Genomic DNA, 15060 nt, shown 5'->3' with positions numbered 1-15060 from the left:
CCCGGGTACGGCGCTCCGTTAGAATTCCGCGTTCGAAAGCGGGCGCGGTCGGAGCGCCGCGGGACCAGACCAGGGATCGGCAGCGCGATGACGGTGACAGAGGACGGCTCGGCGACCACGGACGAGGTGGTGTACGGGCCCGGCATCGACCCCGAGCGCCTGGCCGTGTGCCTGAGCGTGCTGGAGGAGCTCGACCGGATCGACGTCGACCACCCCGACGCGATCGCCGTGCGCCGGGCGACCTCGCACATCTACCGCACGGTCAAGCAGCGCCGCCGCCAGGAGCGCCGCGCCGCCAAGACCGCTCACGACCGCGCGGTCACCGAGGCCACCGCGACCGGCTCCGCCGAGCGCATCGACGACGAGACCGAGGGCATCCTGCCGTCCTCCAAGGTCGAGCCCGGCCGGATCGCGGGGATACTCCAGCGCCCCCGCTCCTGCTACACCTGCAAGAAGCGCTACGTCGAGGTCGACTACTTCTACCACCAGCTGTGCCAGGAGTGCGCCGCCCTGAACCGCGCCAAGCGGGACGTCCGCGCCGACCTCGCCGGCAAGCGGGCCCTGCTCACCGGCGGCCGCGCCAAGATCGGCATGTACATCGCGCTGCGGCTGCTGCGCGACGGCGCGCACACCACGATCACCACGCGCTTCCCCAAGGACGCCATCCGCCGCTTCAAGGCGATGGAGGACTCGGCGGACTGGCTGCACCGCCTCGAGGTCGTCGGCATCGACCTGCGTGACCCGGCGCAGGCCGTGGCCCTGGCCGAGCAGGTCGCCGAGGCCGGCCCGCTCGACATCCTGATCAACAACGCGACGCAGACGGTCCGCCGCCTGCCCTCCGCTTACGCGGCGCTCGTCGAGGGCGAGAGCGCCCCGCTGCCCGCCGGGGAGCTCCCCGCCCACCACGTGATCGGCGCCTTCAACTCCGGGGCGGTCGACGGCATCGCCGCGCTGCCCATCGGTACCAGCGGCCTGGACGCGCAGAAGGTCGCCGACCTCGCCCTCGTCGCGGGCAACGCCAGCGTCGCCCGGCACCTGGACGGCACCGCCATCGACGCCGGCGGTCTCGTCCCGGACGTCGTCGACAGCAACACCTGGGTGCAGACCATCGACCAGATCTCCCCGGTCGAGCTGCTCGAGACCCAGCTGTGCAACTACACCTCCCCGTTCATCCTGATCAGCGCGCTGCGCCCGGCGATGGCGGACGCGGCGAAGAAGGCGGCCAGCGGCCGGGCGTACGTCGTCAACGTCTCCGCGATGGAGGGCGTCTTCAACCGCGGTTACAAGGGCGCCGGGCACCCGAACACCAACGCCGCGAAGGCCGCCATGAACATGGTCACGCGGACCAGCGCCCAGGAGATGTTCGACAGCGACGGCATCCTCATGAGCTCCGTCGACACCGGCTGGATCACCGACGAGCGCCCGCACTACGACAAGCTGCGCCTGGCCGAGGCCGGTTTCCACGCGCCCCTCGACCTGGTCGACGGCGCGGCCCGGGTCTACGACCCGATCGTGCGCGGCGAGGCGGGCGAGGACCTGTACGGCGTCTTCCTGAAGGACTACGCACCGGGCAAGTGGTGACGGCGCGTCCCGCGGGTTCTCAAGGGGCGCGGCGCGGCTCCTTCGGCGGCCGCGGCCCCGGCCGCTGTGGGGGCGCGGTCCTCGGCCACGTCCGAGCGGGCGCCCCTCGGCCCCATCGAGGGGCATCCCCTCGGCCACATTGAGGGGCATCCCCCCGGCCACTTCGAGGGGGCACCCCCCTCGGCCCGCCGGGGGACGCGTTCCGCGGTCTCTCGCGATCGCGTCCCGCGGTCTCTCGCTCGGTTGCGCCCTCGCGCTGCTCGCCGCTCAGTCGACGGCGCCGGTCCGGGCGTGGTGTCCGGCGAGCAGTTCCAGCACCGTGCGCCAGTCCTCCAGGACCCCGCCGTCGAGGGCGTCGGTGCGCGCCTCCTCGTCGGCCTGACGCAGGGCGAGCAGCGCGTCGTCCGTGGCGGCGGCCTCGCACGGAGCCGTGCGCACCAGCTCGTGGACACGCTCGCCGAGCAGTGAGCGCACGGCCCCGGCCGCGCGTTCGGCGCCGCCGGTGGCGTCCCCGGGGCGCAGCAAGCGTCCCACGGCGAGTACCAGACCGGCGACCTGGAGCTCCTTGTCGGCGGGCCGGCGCCGGCGCAGCAGCGCCGCGGTGCGCAGGGCGCGGTCGTGCAGATCGGCCGGGGCGGCGGCGCCCGCCGGCAGGTCCCGCACGCCCCGGCAGGCGTACAGCAGATCCATCAGCTCCTCGACGCTGCGCAGTTCCATGCGTCTGTCCTCCCGCGAGACAGCCGGTGCCGGCGCACCAGCAGAGCACGGCCGGCTTATCGATCGGCCAACGGCACTTGAACTGCGGGCCGAAGTCGAAGACCCGCGCGGGAACATAGGCCGATCGAGTGACTGATAAAAGGCATCAAACCGGTCAAAAGGGTTCAATTCCCTAGTGGGGACATGTGCGTGACTTGCCATGGTTACCCCAAATTTTCAGCCCCATCGAGCGGTGCCCCGCTCATTTGGTTAATCTGTAGCGGACGGACAGCAGAACGGGGTCCCACCCACACCCACCGTCCGTCATGGGGCAAGCCGGTCCACCACGGCCTGATCCGCTGTGAGTTGTCGACGCCACCGCGTCCGAACGCCTTGAGACAGACCCGAGCGGGCGTCGAAGAACAGGCCGGAGTATGGCCCGTACGCCCCCCGGGTGACCGACACATAAGGAGTGCGCGGTGACACCAGAGAAGACGAATCGCGAGCAGCGCCCCAAGGAACGCACGGAGCGCGCCGGCCGCCGGCCCGGAGAGATCGGCAGCCTCGACGTGTGGGCCCGGTCCGCCCCCATCCGCCTCGCCGGATACGAGGACGACCTCGCCGAGCCGCACATCCTGCCCAGCGTGGACTGACCCGCTCCGGGGCAGGACCATCGCGATCGCCGACCGCATGGGCGTGTCAGACTCACGCCCATGCTGATCAGAGAAGCCGCGGCCGAGGACTGGCCGCAGATCTGGCCGTTCTGGCACCGCATCGTCGCCGCCGCCGAGACCTACGCCTGGGACCCGGACACCACCGAGGAAGCGGCCCGCGCCCTGTGGATGAGCCCGGCCAAACGCGTCTACGTCGCCGAGGACGAGACCGGTGCCGTCATCGGCTCCGCGTATCTGACGCCCAACTACGGCGGCCCGGCCGCGCGCATCGCCAACGCCGGCTTCATGGTCGACCCCGGCCGGGGTGGCCGCGGCATCGGCCGCGCCCTCGCCGGGCACATCCTGGCCGAGGCCAGGGCCCACGGCTACCGGGGCATGGTCTTCAACGCCGTCGTCGAGACGAACCCGGCCGTCGGGCTGTGGCAGTCCCTCGGCTTCACGATCCTGGGCACCGTTCCGCAGGCCTTCGAACACCCCCGGCACGGGCTGGTGGGACTGCACATCATGTACAAGGCGCTGTAGCCGGCCCAGCCCGCGCGCGCCCCGGCCTGCCCTCAGCGGGCCTCGGCCGTCTCCCCGCGCCAGTCGCCGTCCCGGTGGGCCCAGCGCACCGCGGGCGTCACCGCGAGCCCGGCCAGGGCGAACAGAACGCCCAACACCGCCCAGCCCACCGCCCCGTGGGCGATCGCGGTGACAGTCACCAACGCCGGGCCCGCCATCATGCCCGCCGACATGCCCGCACCGAAGACGCCCTGGTAGACGCCGTGCGCGCGGGCGTCGGCGAGTTCGTAGCCGAGGGTCCAGCCGCCGGCCGCCGACAGCACCTCGGCGAAGACCTGCACCACCGAGCCGGCGATCAGCGCGAGCACCGCCCACAGGGGCGAGAGGCCGGCGGACAGGGCGTACACCGCGCAGGCCGCGGCCAGCAGCAGGCCCGACCAGGCCATCGCCCGGACCGCGGCCGGCACCCGCGCCGCGCGCCGGGCCACCCGCACCTGGAGCAGCGCCACCAGTACACAGTTGACGATCATCAGCAGCGCCGCCGTCCAGCGCGGCGCCCCGGTCCGCTCCACGATCCACAGCGGCAGCCCGACCTCGGACAGCGAGTACTGCACGACGAGTACCGCGTTCAGCACCGTCACCGCCAGGAACGGCAGATCGCGCACCGCCCGCCAGGGGCCGGCCGGCTGCGAACCGCCGTCCGGTCCCCGGCGCCCGGCGACGTGCGCGGCCAGCGGCAGCCGCGGCACCAGCAGGGCCGGACCGGCGAACGACAGCGCGTTCAGCACGATCACGGTCATGTACGCGGCGCGCGAGTCCAGTTGCAGCGCAACGGCGCCGAGCGCGCCGCCCGCCCCCATGCCGACGTTCGTCACCATCCGCAGATACGCCCGCGCCTCCACCCGGGTCGCCGCCGGCAGCACGTCCGCGTACAGCGCGCCCTGCACCCCTCGGCTCGCCATCTGCAGCCCCGTCGCCACGACCACCGCGAGGAGGAAGCCGGCACAGGAGTGCACCAGCGTGTACGCGGCCGTCGCCAGGCCCGTACCGCCCCACAGCAGCGCCCCGACCCGCCGGGCGCCCCACCGGTCCGCCGCCCGCCCGGCGGGCACCCCGGCCGCCACACCGACCAGTCCGGCGACCGTCATACCGACGCCGACCGCGGTCGCGTCCAGGCCGACGATGCGGGTGAAGTACAGGACGCCGAGGGGGAAGTACAGTCCGTTGCCCAGGGAGTTGACGGCCGTCAGCACCGTGGCCAGACGCAGCGCGGGATCTTTGGGCAGCAGTCCCGCGGCCCGGGTGGCGCGGCCGGTCTCCGGTGCGGGTCGTGTCGTGGTCATGCGGATCAGGCAACCCGGTCGCCGGCCCGGTCCGGCATTGATTTAGCGTGACGCTCAATGATCGAGTTCCGGTTCGGCATCGGCGACCTCGCCACGACCTCCTTCGCGTACTCCCCGCTGCAGGAGGCGGTGTTCTCACTGCGCTGCCTGCACGACCCGGCCCGCTACCCGCACCACCGGCCCTGGCTGCGCCGGATCCGGCCGCGCCTGGGCGGCCTCGACCACGAGATGCTGACCGCCCTGTCCGCGCCCTGGCTGTGGGTGCCCGACTTCCTCACCCCGCGGCCCACCCGCGCCCGCCCCTCCGTCGCCGACGAACTCGCCACGCTCCGCCGCACCCCGCCCGATGTCGTCGCCGCCGACTTCCGCGCCACCTACCGCACCGCCGGTGCGCTGCCCGAGGTCGTGGCGCGCGGTCTGACGGACCCGCCGGCCCTGCTGGAGCGCTCCGTGAACGCCCTCGAGGACTACTGGCACACGTGCCTCGCCGACGACTGGTGGCCGCGTGTCCAGGCCATCCTGGAGGCGGATCTCGCCCACCGGGGCAGGGTGCTCGCCGAGCAGGGCCCGGGCGCGATGCTGTCCGGGCTGGACGACCGGCTCAGCTGGGACGACGGCCGACTGCGGCTGTCCACCCAGCACTTCACGGTCCCGGCGCCGTGGACCGACATCGTCGGCATCGCCGGGCGCGGGATGGTGCTGCTGCCCACGCTGTTCGCCCGAGGCGCCCAGCCCACGATCGATCCGTCCCGGCCGCCGGTCCTCGCCTATCCGGCCCGCGGCCGCGCCACCCTCTCGGAGCAGCCCCCGCCGGTCACCGACGACGCGCTCGTCCGCCTCCTCGGCCGCCCCCGCGCCCGCCTGCTGCTCCTGCTCGCCGAACCCGCCTCCACCACGGAACTCGCCCACCGCCTCGGCGTCACCCCGGGCGCGGTCAGCCAGCACCTCACGGTCCTCTACGACGCGGGCCTGCTCACCCGCACCCGCACCGGCCGCATGGTCCACTACGCCCGCACCCCGCTCGGCGACGACCTGTGCCGATAGGCCGGGGGGCGGGCTCCTAAGCTCCGGGCTCCTCCAGCGGTGCCGCCCGCCGCCACGGCAGCAGACCCTCCAACTGCTCGGCGAGCTGCAGGAGTTCGGGTTCCGTCCCGGGCCGCCCCACCAGCTGCACGGCGGTGGGGGCGCCCGAGGGCAGGGTGCCGAGCGGGACCGTCGCGGCCGGCCAGCCGGTGAGGTTCCACGGTGGGGTGAACGGCGAGTAGGCGGTGTTGGCGGCGATGTTGCGCAGCCAGCCCCGCTCGTGCCAGGGTGCCGCCTCGGGGGAGCGGCGCGCCAGCGCGGGCGTGAGCAGCACGTCGTAGTGCGCGAAGAACGGCTCCAGCCGCTCGGCCAGCTGCTCCCGGGCCCGCCCGGTGCGCGCGGTGTTCATAAAGCGGCGGCCGACGGCCGCGTGGACGCGGGTGCGGCGGGTCAGCAGCCGCCGGTCCAGGGCGGCCGCGTCGACGGCGGTGCCCGCCGTCCAGTGCGTCAGCGCCGTCACCCCGAGCGAGAGCGGATACGGCGGCTCGGCCCGCCGTACCGTGTGCCCGGCGCGCGCCAGCAGCCCGGCCGCCGCACGCACCGCCGCCGTGTACGGCGAGGTCACCGCGACCCCGGCGAGCGGGCTGCGCAGGGACACGGCGATTCTGCGGGCGCCGGGTGCCGCGGGACGTACGGCGTCGGTGCCGGCCAGGACGGACAGGGCCAGGCGGACGTCCTCGACCGTCGTGGCCAGTGGGCCGTTCTCCGCCATGCCGAACCAGTCGCCCTCGCCGATGCCGGCCGGGACCACGCCGCGCCCCGGCTTGATCGTGACCAGCCCGCAGTTCGCCGCCGGGATGCGCAGCGAGCCCATGCCGTCGTTGCCCAGCGCCAGCGGCACGAAGCCGGCGGCGACCGCGGCCGCGCTGCCGCCCGAGGAGCCGCCCGCCGTGCGGGAGGTGTCCCACGGGTTGCGGGAGGTGCCGTGCACCCCCTCGGTCGTGCCGAAGACGCACAGCTCGGGCACGTTGGTCAGGCCCACGACCACCGCGCCCGCCGCGCGGAGGCGGGCCACGGTCACATGGTCGTCCTCGGCGGGCGTGTCCGGGGTCGCGGCCGAGCCGACGCGCATCGACTCGCCGCGCACGGCGAGGTTGTCCTTGACCGCCACCGGCACCCCGGCGAGCGGGAGGTCCCCGAGGTCGCCCCGGCCGCCGACGGCCTCGGCCTCGGCGAGCGCCGCCTTCGCGCGCACCGTACGGAAGGCGCCGATCCTCCCGTCCAGCCGGTCGATCCGGGCGAGATGCTCGGCCACCACCTCGCGCGGCGTGGCCCGCTTCTCACGGACGGCGGCGGCGATCTCGGCGGCGGACAGACCGACCCAGCTGGTCACGGGCAGCTCCTCGACATCGGACGGCGGCTATTACCGCTGAGTAGTACAGGCGCCACTGTGCCCTGCCGTGGGCACCGCGTCGAGGGGGTCGCCCTCACCACCCGCGCGCCGCCCCCGTGCTGTCCCGTTCGATCAGCCGCGGTACCGGCACCCGCACGGTCCGCGCCGGGCCCCCGTCCAGCAGGGCGAGCAGTTCGCGGGCCGCAGTGCGGCCGAACTCCACGCTGTCCCGGGACAGCGCCGACAGCCACGGCTTGACCAGCCGGCACAGGGCCGAGTCCTCCCAGGACACCACCGACACGTCCCCGGGCACCGTGCGGCCCAGGCCCGTCGCGGCCGCGATCCCGGCGACGGCCATCACGTCGTTGTCGTAGACCAGGGCGGTCGGAGCGGGGGAGCGCTCCAGCACCCGGCGGGTCACCGCGGCGCCCTCCGCGTCGGAGTAGTCCGTGGTCACCGACTCCACGCCGGTCAGGCCCCGCCGCAGCGCCTCGGCGCGCAGCGTGCGCACCCGGCGCTCGGTGTGCGCGAGTCCCGGCAGCCCGGCGATGTGCACGATCCGCCGGTGGCCCAGCGCGTACAGCCGGTCCACCAGCGACGCCATCGCCCCGGCGTCGTCCGCCCACACCGAGGACAGCCCCGGGTGCCGTTCGTCCGGCGCGCCGCCGATCACCACGGCGGGCAGCCCCAGTTCGTCCAGCAGACCGGGCCGCGGATCGTCGCTGCGCGGGTCGACCACCAGCACGCCGTCCACCCGGTGCTCGGCCCACCAGCGGCGGTAGACCGCGCACTCCTCGCCGGCGTCCTGCGCCACCTGGAACAGCAGCCCGAGATGGCGTTCGGCCAGCACCTCCTGGATGCCGGAGACCAGCTGGAGGAAGAAGGAGTCCACACCGAGGGTGTCGGCGGGGCGGGCCAGCACGAAGCCGACCGTCGCCGCGCCCTCACCGGACAGGGCGCGCGCCGCCGTGCTGGGCCGCCAGCCCAGCTGCTCGGCGACCCGGCGCACCCGGTCCCGGGTGACCTCCGAGACGCCGGGGCGGCCGTTGAGCGCGAAGGAGACCGCGCTCTCGGAGACACCGGCACGCCGCGCGATGTCCTTCATCGTCGGCCGGCGCGCCGGCACCCGCTTGCCCGACAACCCCTGCCCCCTTCGGAAACTCCCGATCCACTAATGCGCTTGAGTGCGAACAGGCTAAAGCGCATTAGCGATCTGCCGCAAGAGATCGTTGTCAAACTCGCTGACCTGGCCAAATGGCCAACTAAAGACATTAGTTCGCGTGAATCCATTGACGTCGTCGGGAATCGGCGGGCAAGGTCTGCCCCGGCGCCATCGGCCGGCCGTCCACCCCATCGCACACCGTTCTCGACAAGGAGCACACCGTCGTGCGCATCTCCCGCAGAACCTTCGCCGCCGCCGCTGCCGCCGTCGTCCTGTTGCCGCTGAGCGCCTGTGGCAGCGGCGGCGACGACGGCGGCTCGGACGACGCCTCGGGCAAGGTCCAGGGCGACATCACGTTCCAGACCTGGAACCTGAAGGCCAACTTCAAGGACTACTTCGAGGGTGTCGTCGCCGAGTTCGAGAAGAAGTACCCGGGCACGCACGTCAAGTGGATCGACCAGCCCGCCGAGGGCTACGCCGACAAGATCAGCGCCGACGCGGGCGGCGGCACCCTGCCCGACGTCGTGAACGTCTCCCCTGACCTGGTCGCCCCGCTCGCCAAGGCCGGCCTCGCGCTCGACCTGGACAAGGCGGCCGGACAGTACAAGAAGGAGTACCTGGACGGCGCCTGGGCGAGCCACCGGGTCCCGGGCCTCGGCGGAACGTACGCCTTCCCCTGGTACCTCAACACCGGGCCGCTGTTCTACAACAAGTCCCTGTTCACCAAGGCCGGACTCGACCCGAACAAGCCGCCGAAGACGTACGCCGAACTCTTCGCGGACGCCCTGCAGATGGCCGACAGGACCGACGGCAAGGTCGCCACCCTCGCCAACGTGCCCACCATCGAGGACTTCGGCCGGTACGGCGTCGAGCTGATGAACAAGGAAGGAACCGCCTTCACCTTCAACGACGCCAAGGGTGCGGAACTCCTCACGAAGTACAAGGAGTTGTACGACGCGAAGGCGCTCGACCCGCAGGCGCTGACCGCCACCCCGGAGTCGTCCGGCAAGAAGTTCCTGACCGGGGCCGTCGCCATGAACCCGGGCAGCGCCCTCGATCTCGACAACTTCAAGAAGAACGCGCCGAACCTGTACAAGAACATCGGCATCACCGACCAGATCACCAGCACCGGGCACGCCAACATGTACGTGATGGGCGTGATGGTGAACGCGCAGACCAGGAAGAAGCCCGCCGCGATCGCCTTCGCGCACTTCGTCACCGACGCCGCCCACCAGATGTCGTTCGCCAAGAAGGTCGCCATCTTCCCCTCGACCGCCGGCTCGCTCGACGACCCGTACTTCACCCAGCAGGACGGCACCGACGTCACCCGGGTGCGCATCGCCGCCGCCCAGTCGCTGAAGAGCGCCGTCAACTACACGCCGGTGCTGTTCAGCGAGCAGATGAAGACCGCGCTGCGCAACGAGGTCGCCAAGGCGCTCCAGGGCAAGCAGAGCCCCCAGGACGCGCTCGACAACGCTGTCAAGCAGTGCGACACGCTGCTGAAGCAGCAGGGCTGACCCACCATGGCCGGCTCCACCGTCTCCCGGGTGCGGCGCCAACTGCCCACCAGTCCCTGGCTGTTCGCCGCACCCGGGTTGTTGATCATCGGCACGTTCATCCTGTGGCCGTTCCTCTCCACGGTGATCAACGCCTTCACCGACCGCCGCACCCTGGTCCCCGGGCAGTTCGTCGGGCTCGCCAACTTCCGTGAGCTGCTCCACGACGACATGTTCTGGATCGGCCTGCGCAACAGCGCCCTCTACGTCGTCGGCGTGGTCCCCGCTCTCGTCGTGCTGCCGCTGCTGCTGGCCCTGCTGGTGCAGAAGAACATTCCCGGCATCGCCTTCTTCCGGTCCGCCTTCTACACCCCGGTGGTCGCCTCGATCGTCGTCGTCGGCCTGATCTGGGTGTGGCTGCTCGACGAGCGCGGCCTGGCGAACTCCCTGCTGGAGACGGTCGGCATCGGCCGGATCGGCTTCCTCAGCGACCAGTGGCTGCTGTTGCTGAGCGCCATGGCCGTCACCGTGTGGAAGGGCCTCGGCTACTACATGATCATCTATCTGGCGGCGCTCGCGAACGTGCCGCGCGAGCTGCACGAGGCCGCCGCCGTGGACGGGGCTGGCGCGGTCCGTCGCTTCTTCACGGTCACCGTGCCCGCCGTGCGGTCCACGATGGTGCTGGTCGGCGCGCTGTCCTCGGTCGCCGCGTTCAAGGTGTTCTCCGAGGTGTATCTGATGGCCGGCCCCAGCGGCGGCCCGGCCGGCGAGGACACCACCCTCGTCATGCTGGTCCAGCGCACCGGCACCGGCCTGGCCGGCCGCGTCGGTTACGCCTCCGCGATCTCCCTGGTCGTCTTCGTCGTCACCGTCGCCCTGATGCTGCTCGTGCTGCGGGCCGACCGGAAGGAGGACCGGTGAGCGTCCTCGACAAGGCACCCCCCGCGCCGCCCGCCGAGGCGGCCCGCGAACCCCGCCTCACCGACGAACACGGCCGCCGGATCCGGGTGTGGGAGCTGGCCTGGCGTTACGTCCTGCTGCTCGCCGTGCTGGCGCTGACCGTCGGCCCGTTCCTGTGGCAGCTGTCGACCTCCCTCAAGGGACCGACCGAGGACATCTTCAGCTCCCCGCCCCGTTTCCTGCCCGAGCACCCCACCCTGCACAACTACGAGCGGGTCGCGGACACCATCCCCGTCTGGGACTACGCCCTGAACTCGCTGAAGGTCGCCACCGCCAACGTCGTCACCAACTGCGTCGGCTCCGCCCTCGCGGGCTACGCGCTCGCCCGGCTGCGCTACCGGGGCCGGCGCGCCGCCACCCTCGCCTTCATCCTGGCCATGCTGGTCCCGGTCGAGGGCATCGTCATCGCCCAGTTCACGACCATGCGCGAACTCGGTCTGAACAACACCCTCGTCGGCGTCGTCCTGCCCGGCTCGATCGGTGCGATGAACGTGCTGCTGATGCGCAACGCCTTCCTGAACCTGCCGTACGAGATCGAGGAGGCCGCGTTCGTCGACGGCGCCAACGTCTGGCAGCGCTTCACCCGCATCGCGCTGCCCGCGGTCAAGGGCACCCTCGCCGTCGTCGCGATCTTCGCCTTCATGGGCGCCTGGGACGACTTCCTGTGGCCGCTGATCGTGCTCAGCGACCCGTCCCGCTTCACCCTCACCATCGGCCTGAACTACCTGCACGGCACGTTCGCGAACGACGAGCGTCTCGTCGCCGCCGGCACCGTCATCGCCGTCGCCCCGCTCATCGTCCTCTTCGCCTGCCTCCAGCGGTACTTCTTCCGCGGGGTCGGCGAGGGCGCGGTGAAGGGCTGAACCCTTCTCGAAGCCCGCCGTCCAGGACCCCCTCAAGGACCTCGCACATGCCCGCTGCCCCGCGCTTCGGCGTCAACTACACCCCCAGCGAAGGGTGGTTCCACCACTGGCTCGACTACGACCCCGGCGCCGTCCGCGCCGACCTCGACTCCATCGCCGCCCTCGGCGTCGACCACGTCCGCGTCTTCCCGCTGTGGCCCTACTTCCAGCCCGACCGCGCCCTGATCCGCCCCCGTGCGATCGAGCAGCTCCTCGACCTGGTCGACGCGGCCGCCGAACGCGGCCTCGGCGTCAACGTGGACGGTCTGCAGGGCCACTTGAGCAGCTTCGACTTCCTGCCCGCCTGGACCCGCACCTGGCACCGGCGCAACCTCTTCACCGACCCCGAGGTGCTCGACGGCCAGGCCGCCTACCTGCACGCCCTGTCCTCCGCGCTCGCCGACCGCCCCGCCTTCCTCGGCATGACGCTCGGCAACGAGGTCAACCAGTTCTCCGCCGGCCCCCACCCCGACCCCGACCGGGCCGGTGCCGACCAGATCGACGCCTGGCTGGAGCGCATGCTCGCGGCCTGCGAGAAGGGCGCCCCCGGTCGGCTGCACCTGCACGCCGAGTACGACGCCACCTGGTACCAGGACGACCAGCCCTTCACCCCGGCCCAGGCCGCCCGCCACGGCGCCGTCACCGCCGTCCACTCCTGGGTCTTCAACGGCACCGCCCAGCGGCACGGCCGCACCGGCATCCCCACCGAACACCACGCCGCCTATCTGATCGAGCTGAGCAAGGCCTGGGCCGACGATCCGGCGCGGCCGGTGTGGCTCCAGGAGGTCGGCGCCCCCGCCCCCCTGATCCCGCCCGAGCACGCCGCCGCGTTCACCGAGGCCACCATCGCCGCCGCCCTGGACTGCCCCGACCTGTGGGGCGTCACCTGGTGGTGCTCCCATGACGTCTCCCGCTCCCTCGCCGACTTCCCCGACCTCGAGTACGGTCTCGGGCTGCTCACCAACGACCGCCGGCCCAAGGACACCGCACGCGTCCTCGCCCGGGCCGCCCGCACACCCCGGGACACGCCCGCACCGCGCACCACGGCCCTCGTCGTCCCGGCCGACCCCGCACTGCGCTCCCGCTGCGCTCCCGGCGGACACGTCTTCGACGCCTTCTTCCGGCTCGTCGCCGACGGCGCCCGCCCCACCACCGTCCTCGACACCCGCACCCAGGACACCGCCCATCTGGCCGCGCGGGGCATCACCGAGGTCGTCGCTCCCGAACAGGTACTCCCCACCCCACAAGGAGGCACCCGCTCGTGAACCCCACCAGACGAACCGTCCTGCTCGCCGCCGGGGCCGCCGGCGCCGGCGCGCTCCTGCCGCCGCTGCCCGCCCGGGCCACTCCCGGGGCCGCGGCGTCGCTCCAGCCGTACGCCTCCTACTGGTATCCGGACTCCCTGCCCGCCGGCAGCCCCGGTCCCGGCATCACCTGGCGCAGCCTGAAGTCCTGGCGCCCGGCCACCGATCCCGACCTCGCCTTCAACGCGGCCTCCGTCCCGCTCGCACCCCGCTTCACCCCGGCACCGGCCAACACCACCGCCCGCCCCGGGCAGGCCCGCGTCCAGGCGCTGGTCTCCTTCGGGCCGACGTCGGGCAACCCCTCCCAGGGCTCCGCCACCGCCGACTACTACGCCCTCACCCACTGGGCGTACATCGACGAGCTGGTCTTCTGGGGCGGCTCGGCGGGAGAGGGCCTCATCCTCGCGCCCAACGCGCCGATCGTGGACGCCGCCCACCGCCACGGCGTGCCCGTCCTCGGCAACGTCTTCCTGCCGCCCGCCGCCTACGGCGGACAGCTGCGCTGGACCCGCGACCTGGTGCAGAAGGACCCCGCCGGCCACTACCCGCTCGCCGAGCGACTCGTCGCGGTCGCCGCCGCGTACGGCTTCGACGGGTGGTTCCTGAACGCCGAGACGGGCGGCGGCGACAGCGGGCTCGGGGCGGACATGCTCGGCTTCGTGCGCGAACTGAGGACGCTGAGCGCGGCGCGCGGACAGCGGGTCACCTGGTACGACGCGATGACCGTCGACGGCGGCGTCGACTGGCAGAACGCGCTCACCAGCCGTAACCAGCCCTTCTTCATGGCCGCCGACGACATGTTCGTCAACTTCGGCTGGAGCACGGCCGGTCTCGCCTCCTCCGGGGCCACCGCGGAGCGGCTCGGCCGCAGCCGCTACGACCTGTGGGCGGGCGTGGACGTGGAGGCGAACGGCTGGAACACGCCCGTGAACTGGGACGCGGTCGTGCCGAGCGGGCCGGACCACGTCACCTCGATCGGCTTCTACCGGCCGGAGTGGACCCGCAACCACCTCCCCGGCGACCGGCGCGGCCCCGGCGACTTCCACGCGGCCGACGACCGGTTCTGGACCGGGCGGGCGCTGGACCCGACGCGGCCCGATCCGGCCGACCCGTGGCGGGCGCCCGCGACCTTTGTGGCCGACCGCTCGGCAGTGACGTCCCTGCCGTTCGCCAGCGTCTTCAACACCGGGCACGGGCTGCGCTGGTACGAGGACGGGGTGGTCGCCGCCGACGCACCCTGGAACCATCTCGGGCTCCAGGACCGGTTGCCGTCGCGGCGGTGGGCCGTGCACACGGCGGGGCGGCGGCCCGCCGTCTCCTTCGACTTCACGGACGCCTGGCTGGGCGGGAGCAGCGTTCTCGTCGACAGCGAGGGCGGTGAACTGGACGAGGCGGTGGTGATCGAGCTGTACGCGACACGGCTGCCGCTGGCTGTGAACTCGGTTGTCGAGGTGACCCATCGGGTCGACGCCGGGGCGGTGGACGTGGAGCTGGGTGTGGCCACCGCGGAGCCGGGCACGCCGGGCACGCCACCGCCGTACACCTTTGTGTCTGTGAGCGGCGTCAACAGGGCTTCCGGTGGCAGGGTGGTCAACGGCTGGCGGACCGTGACCGTGCCGCTCACGGGACTGACCGGCGGGACCCTGCGCGGCCTCGGGATCCGGCTCACCCCCGCCGGCGGCGGACCCGTCCGCTGGCGGATCGGCCGGCTCGCCGTCCGCACCGCCCGCTCCACACCGGCCGCTCCCACCGGTTTCCGTGTCACCGCGGCAGCCGGCGGCGACGTGCGCCTCGCGTGGAACCGGCCGGGCGGCGACGTACGCCAGTACACCCTGCGCCGCGTCCTGCCCGACGGCACCCGCCGCTTCCTCGGCGCCACCGGACAGTGCGCCTTCCACGCCGCCGGCCTGCGGCCCGAGCAGGGCGAGCGCGCCGCACGGTTCGAAGTGCGCGCGGTGGGGGAGCTGTACACCTCGTCGGCCCCCGCGACGTTGACCCACCCCTGGTAACCACCCGCGGACGATT

13 protein-coding genes are annotated in these 15060 nt (G+C 72.8%); 9 read left to right on the top strand and 4 right to left on the bottom strand.

Annotated elements, in window-relative coordinates:
• Positions 1-87: 87 nt before the first annotated feature.
• Positions 88-1581, top strand: a complete 1494-nt coding sequence (locus ACZ67Q_RS14190; RefSeq protein WP_471180946.1) for an SDR family NAD(P)-dependent oxidoreductase — start codon at positions 88-90, stop codon at positions 1579-1581.
• Positions 1582-1848: 267 nt separating this feature from the next.
• Here ACZ67Q_RS14190 and ACZ67Q_RS14185 read toward each other — a convergent pair whose 3' ends face one another.
• Positions 1849-2298 carry a hypothetical protein gene (locus tag ACZ67Q_RS14185; protein ID WP_471180943.1) on the bottom strand — a complete coding sequence of 150 codons (450 nt, stop codon included), beginning with the start codon at positions 2296-2298 and terminating at the stop codon, positions 1849-1851.
• Between the two features lie 458 nt (positions 2299-2756).
• Between ACZ67Q_RS14185 and ACZ67Q_RS14180 the strand changes: the two genes are divergently transcribed.
• Positions 2757-2930 carry a hypothetical protein gene (locus tag ACZ67Q_RS14180; RefSeq protein ID WP_107082809.1) on the top strand — a complete coding sequence of 58 codons (174 nt, stop codon included), beginning with the start codon at positions 2757-2759 and terminating at the stop codon, positions 2928-2930.
• Positions 2931-2990: 60 nt separating this feature from the next.
• Positions 2991-3473 carry a GNAT family N-acetyltransferase gene (locus ACZ67Q_RS14175; protein ID WP_471180940.1) on the top strand — a complete coding sequence of 161 codons (483 nt, stop codon included), beginning with the start codon at positions 2991-2993 and terminating at the stop codon, positions 3471-3473.
• Between the two features lie 32 nt (positions 3474-3505).
• Here the strand turns inward: ACZ67Q_RS14175 and ACZ67Q_RS14170 are convergent, their stop codons facing one another.
• Entirely contained in the window at positions 3506-4795 is a 1290-nt protein-coding gene (locus ACZ67Q_RS14170; protein ID WP_471180938.1) for an MFS transporter, read from the bottom strand.
• Between the two features lie 57 nt (positions 4796-4852).
• On the opposite strand from ACZ67Q_RS14170, the gene ACZ67Q_RS14165 reads away from it, so the two are divergent.
• Positions 4853-5839, top strand: coding sequence for a helix-turn-helix domain-containing protein (locus ACZ67Q_RS14165; RefSeq protein ID WP_471180935.1), 987 nt, complete (start codon positions 4853-4855; stop codon positions 5837-5839).
• 16 nt (positions 5840-5855) lie between these two features.
• Here the strand turns inward: ACZ67Q_RS14165 and ACZ67Q_RS14160 are convergent, their stop codons facing one another.
• Complete coding sequence (locus ACZ67Q_RS14160) at positions 5856-7211, bottom strand: amidase (RefSeq protein WP_471180932.1); 1356 nt, start codon at positions 7209-7211, stop codon at positions 5856-5858.
• Positions 7212-7305: 94 nt separating this feature from the next.
• A complete protein-coding gene (locus ACZ67Q_RS14155) occupies positions 7306-8316 on the bottom strand; it encodes a LacI family DNA-binding transcriptional regulator (RefSeq protein ID WP_471181098.1) in 1011 nt (336 codons plus the stop codon).
• A gap of 281 nt (positions 8317-8597) precedes the next feature.
• On the opposite strand from ACZ67Q_RS14155, the gene ACZ67Q_RS14150 reads away from it, so the two are divergent.
• Genes ACZ67Q_RS14150 through ACZ67Q_RS14130 form a run of 5 tightly spaced genes read left to right on the top strand, consistent with a single transcriptional unit; the run spans position 8598 to position 15044 of the window.
• Positions 8598-9890: an ABC transporter substrate-binding protein gene (locus ACZ67Q_RS14150; RefSeq protein ID WP_471180930.1), complete on the top strand. Its 1293-nt coding sequence runs from the start codon at positions 8598-8600 to the stop codon at positions 9888-9890.
• A gap of 6 nt (positions 9891-9896) precedes the next feature.
• Positions 9897-10790: a carbohydrate ABC transporter permease gene (locus ACZ67Q_RS14145; RefSeq protein ID WP_471180927.1), complete on the top strand. Its 894-nt coding sequence runs from the start codon at positions 9897-9899 to the stop codon at positions 10788-10790.
• Positions 10787-11692, top strand: a complete 906-nt coding sequence (locus ACZ67Q_RS14140; RefSeq protein ID WP_471180925.1) for a carbohydrate ABC transporter permease — start codon at positions 10787-10789, stop codon at positions 11690-11692. Before ACZ67Q_RS14145 ends, ACZ67Q_RS14140 begins: the two co-directional genes overlap by 4 nt.
• A 47-nt stretch (positions 11693-11739) precedes the next feature.
• Positions 11740-12996: a glycoside hydrolase 5 family protein gene (locus ACZ67Q_RS14135; protein WP_471180922.1), complete on the top strand. Its 1257-nt coding sequence runs from the start codon at positions 11740-11742 to the stop codon at positions 12994-12996.
• Complete coding sequence (locus ACZ67Q_RS14130) at positions 12993-15044, top strand: endo-beta-N-acetylglucosaminidase (protein WP_471180920.1); 2052 nt, start codon at positions 12993-12995, stop codon at positions 15042-15044. Before ACZ67Q_RS14135 ends, ACZ67Q_RS14130 begins: the two co-directional genes overlap by 4 nt.
• Positions 15045-15060: the final 16 nt, after the last annotated feature.

Source organism: Streptomyces sp. NPDC036813 (assembly GCF_055609245.1).
The sequence above is the reverse complement of the archived record's forward strand: the minus strand, read 5'-3'. Positions and strand labels throughout refer to the sequence as shown.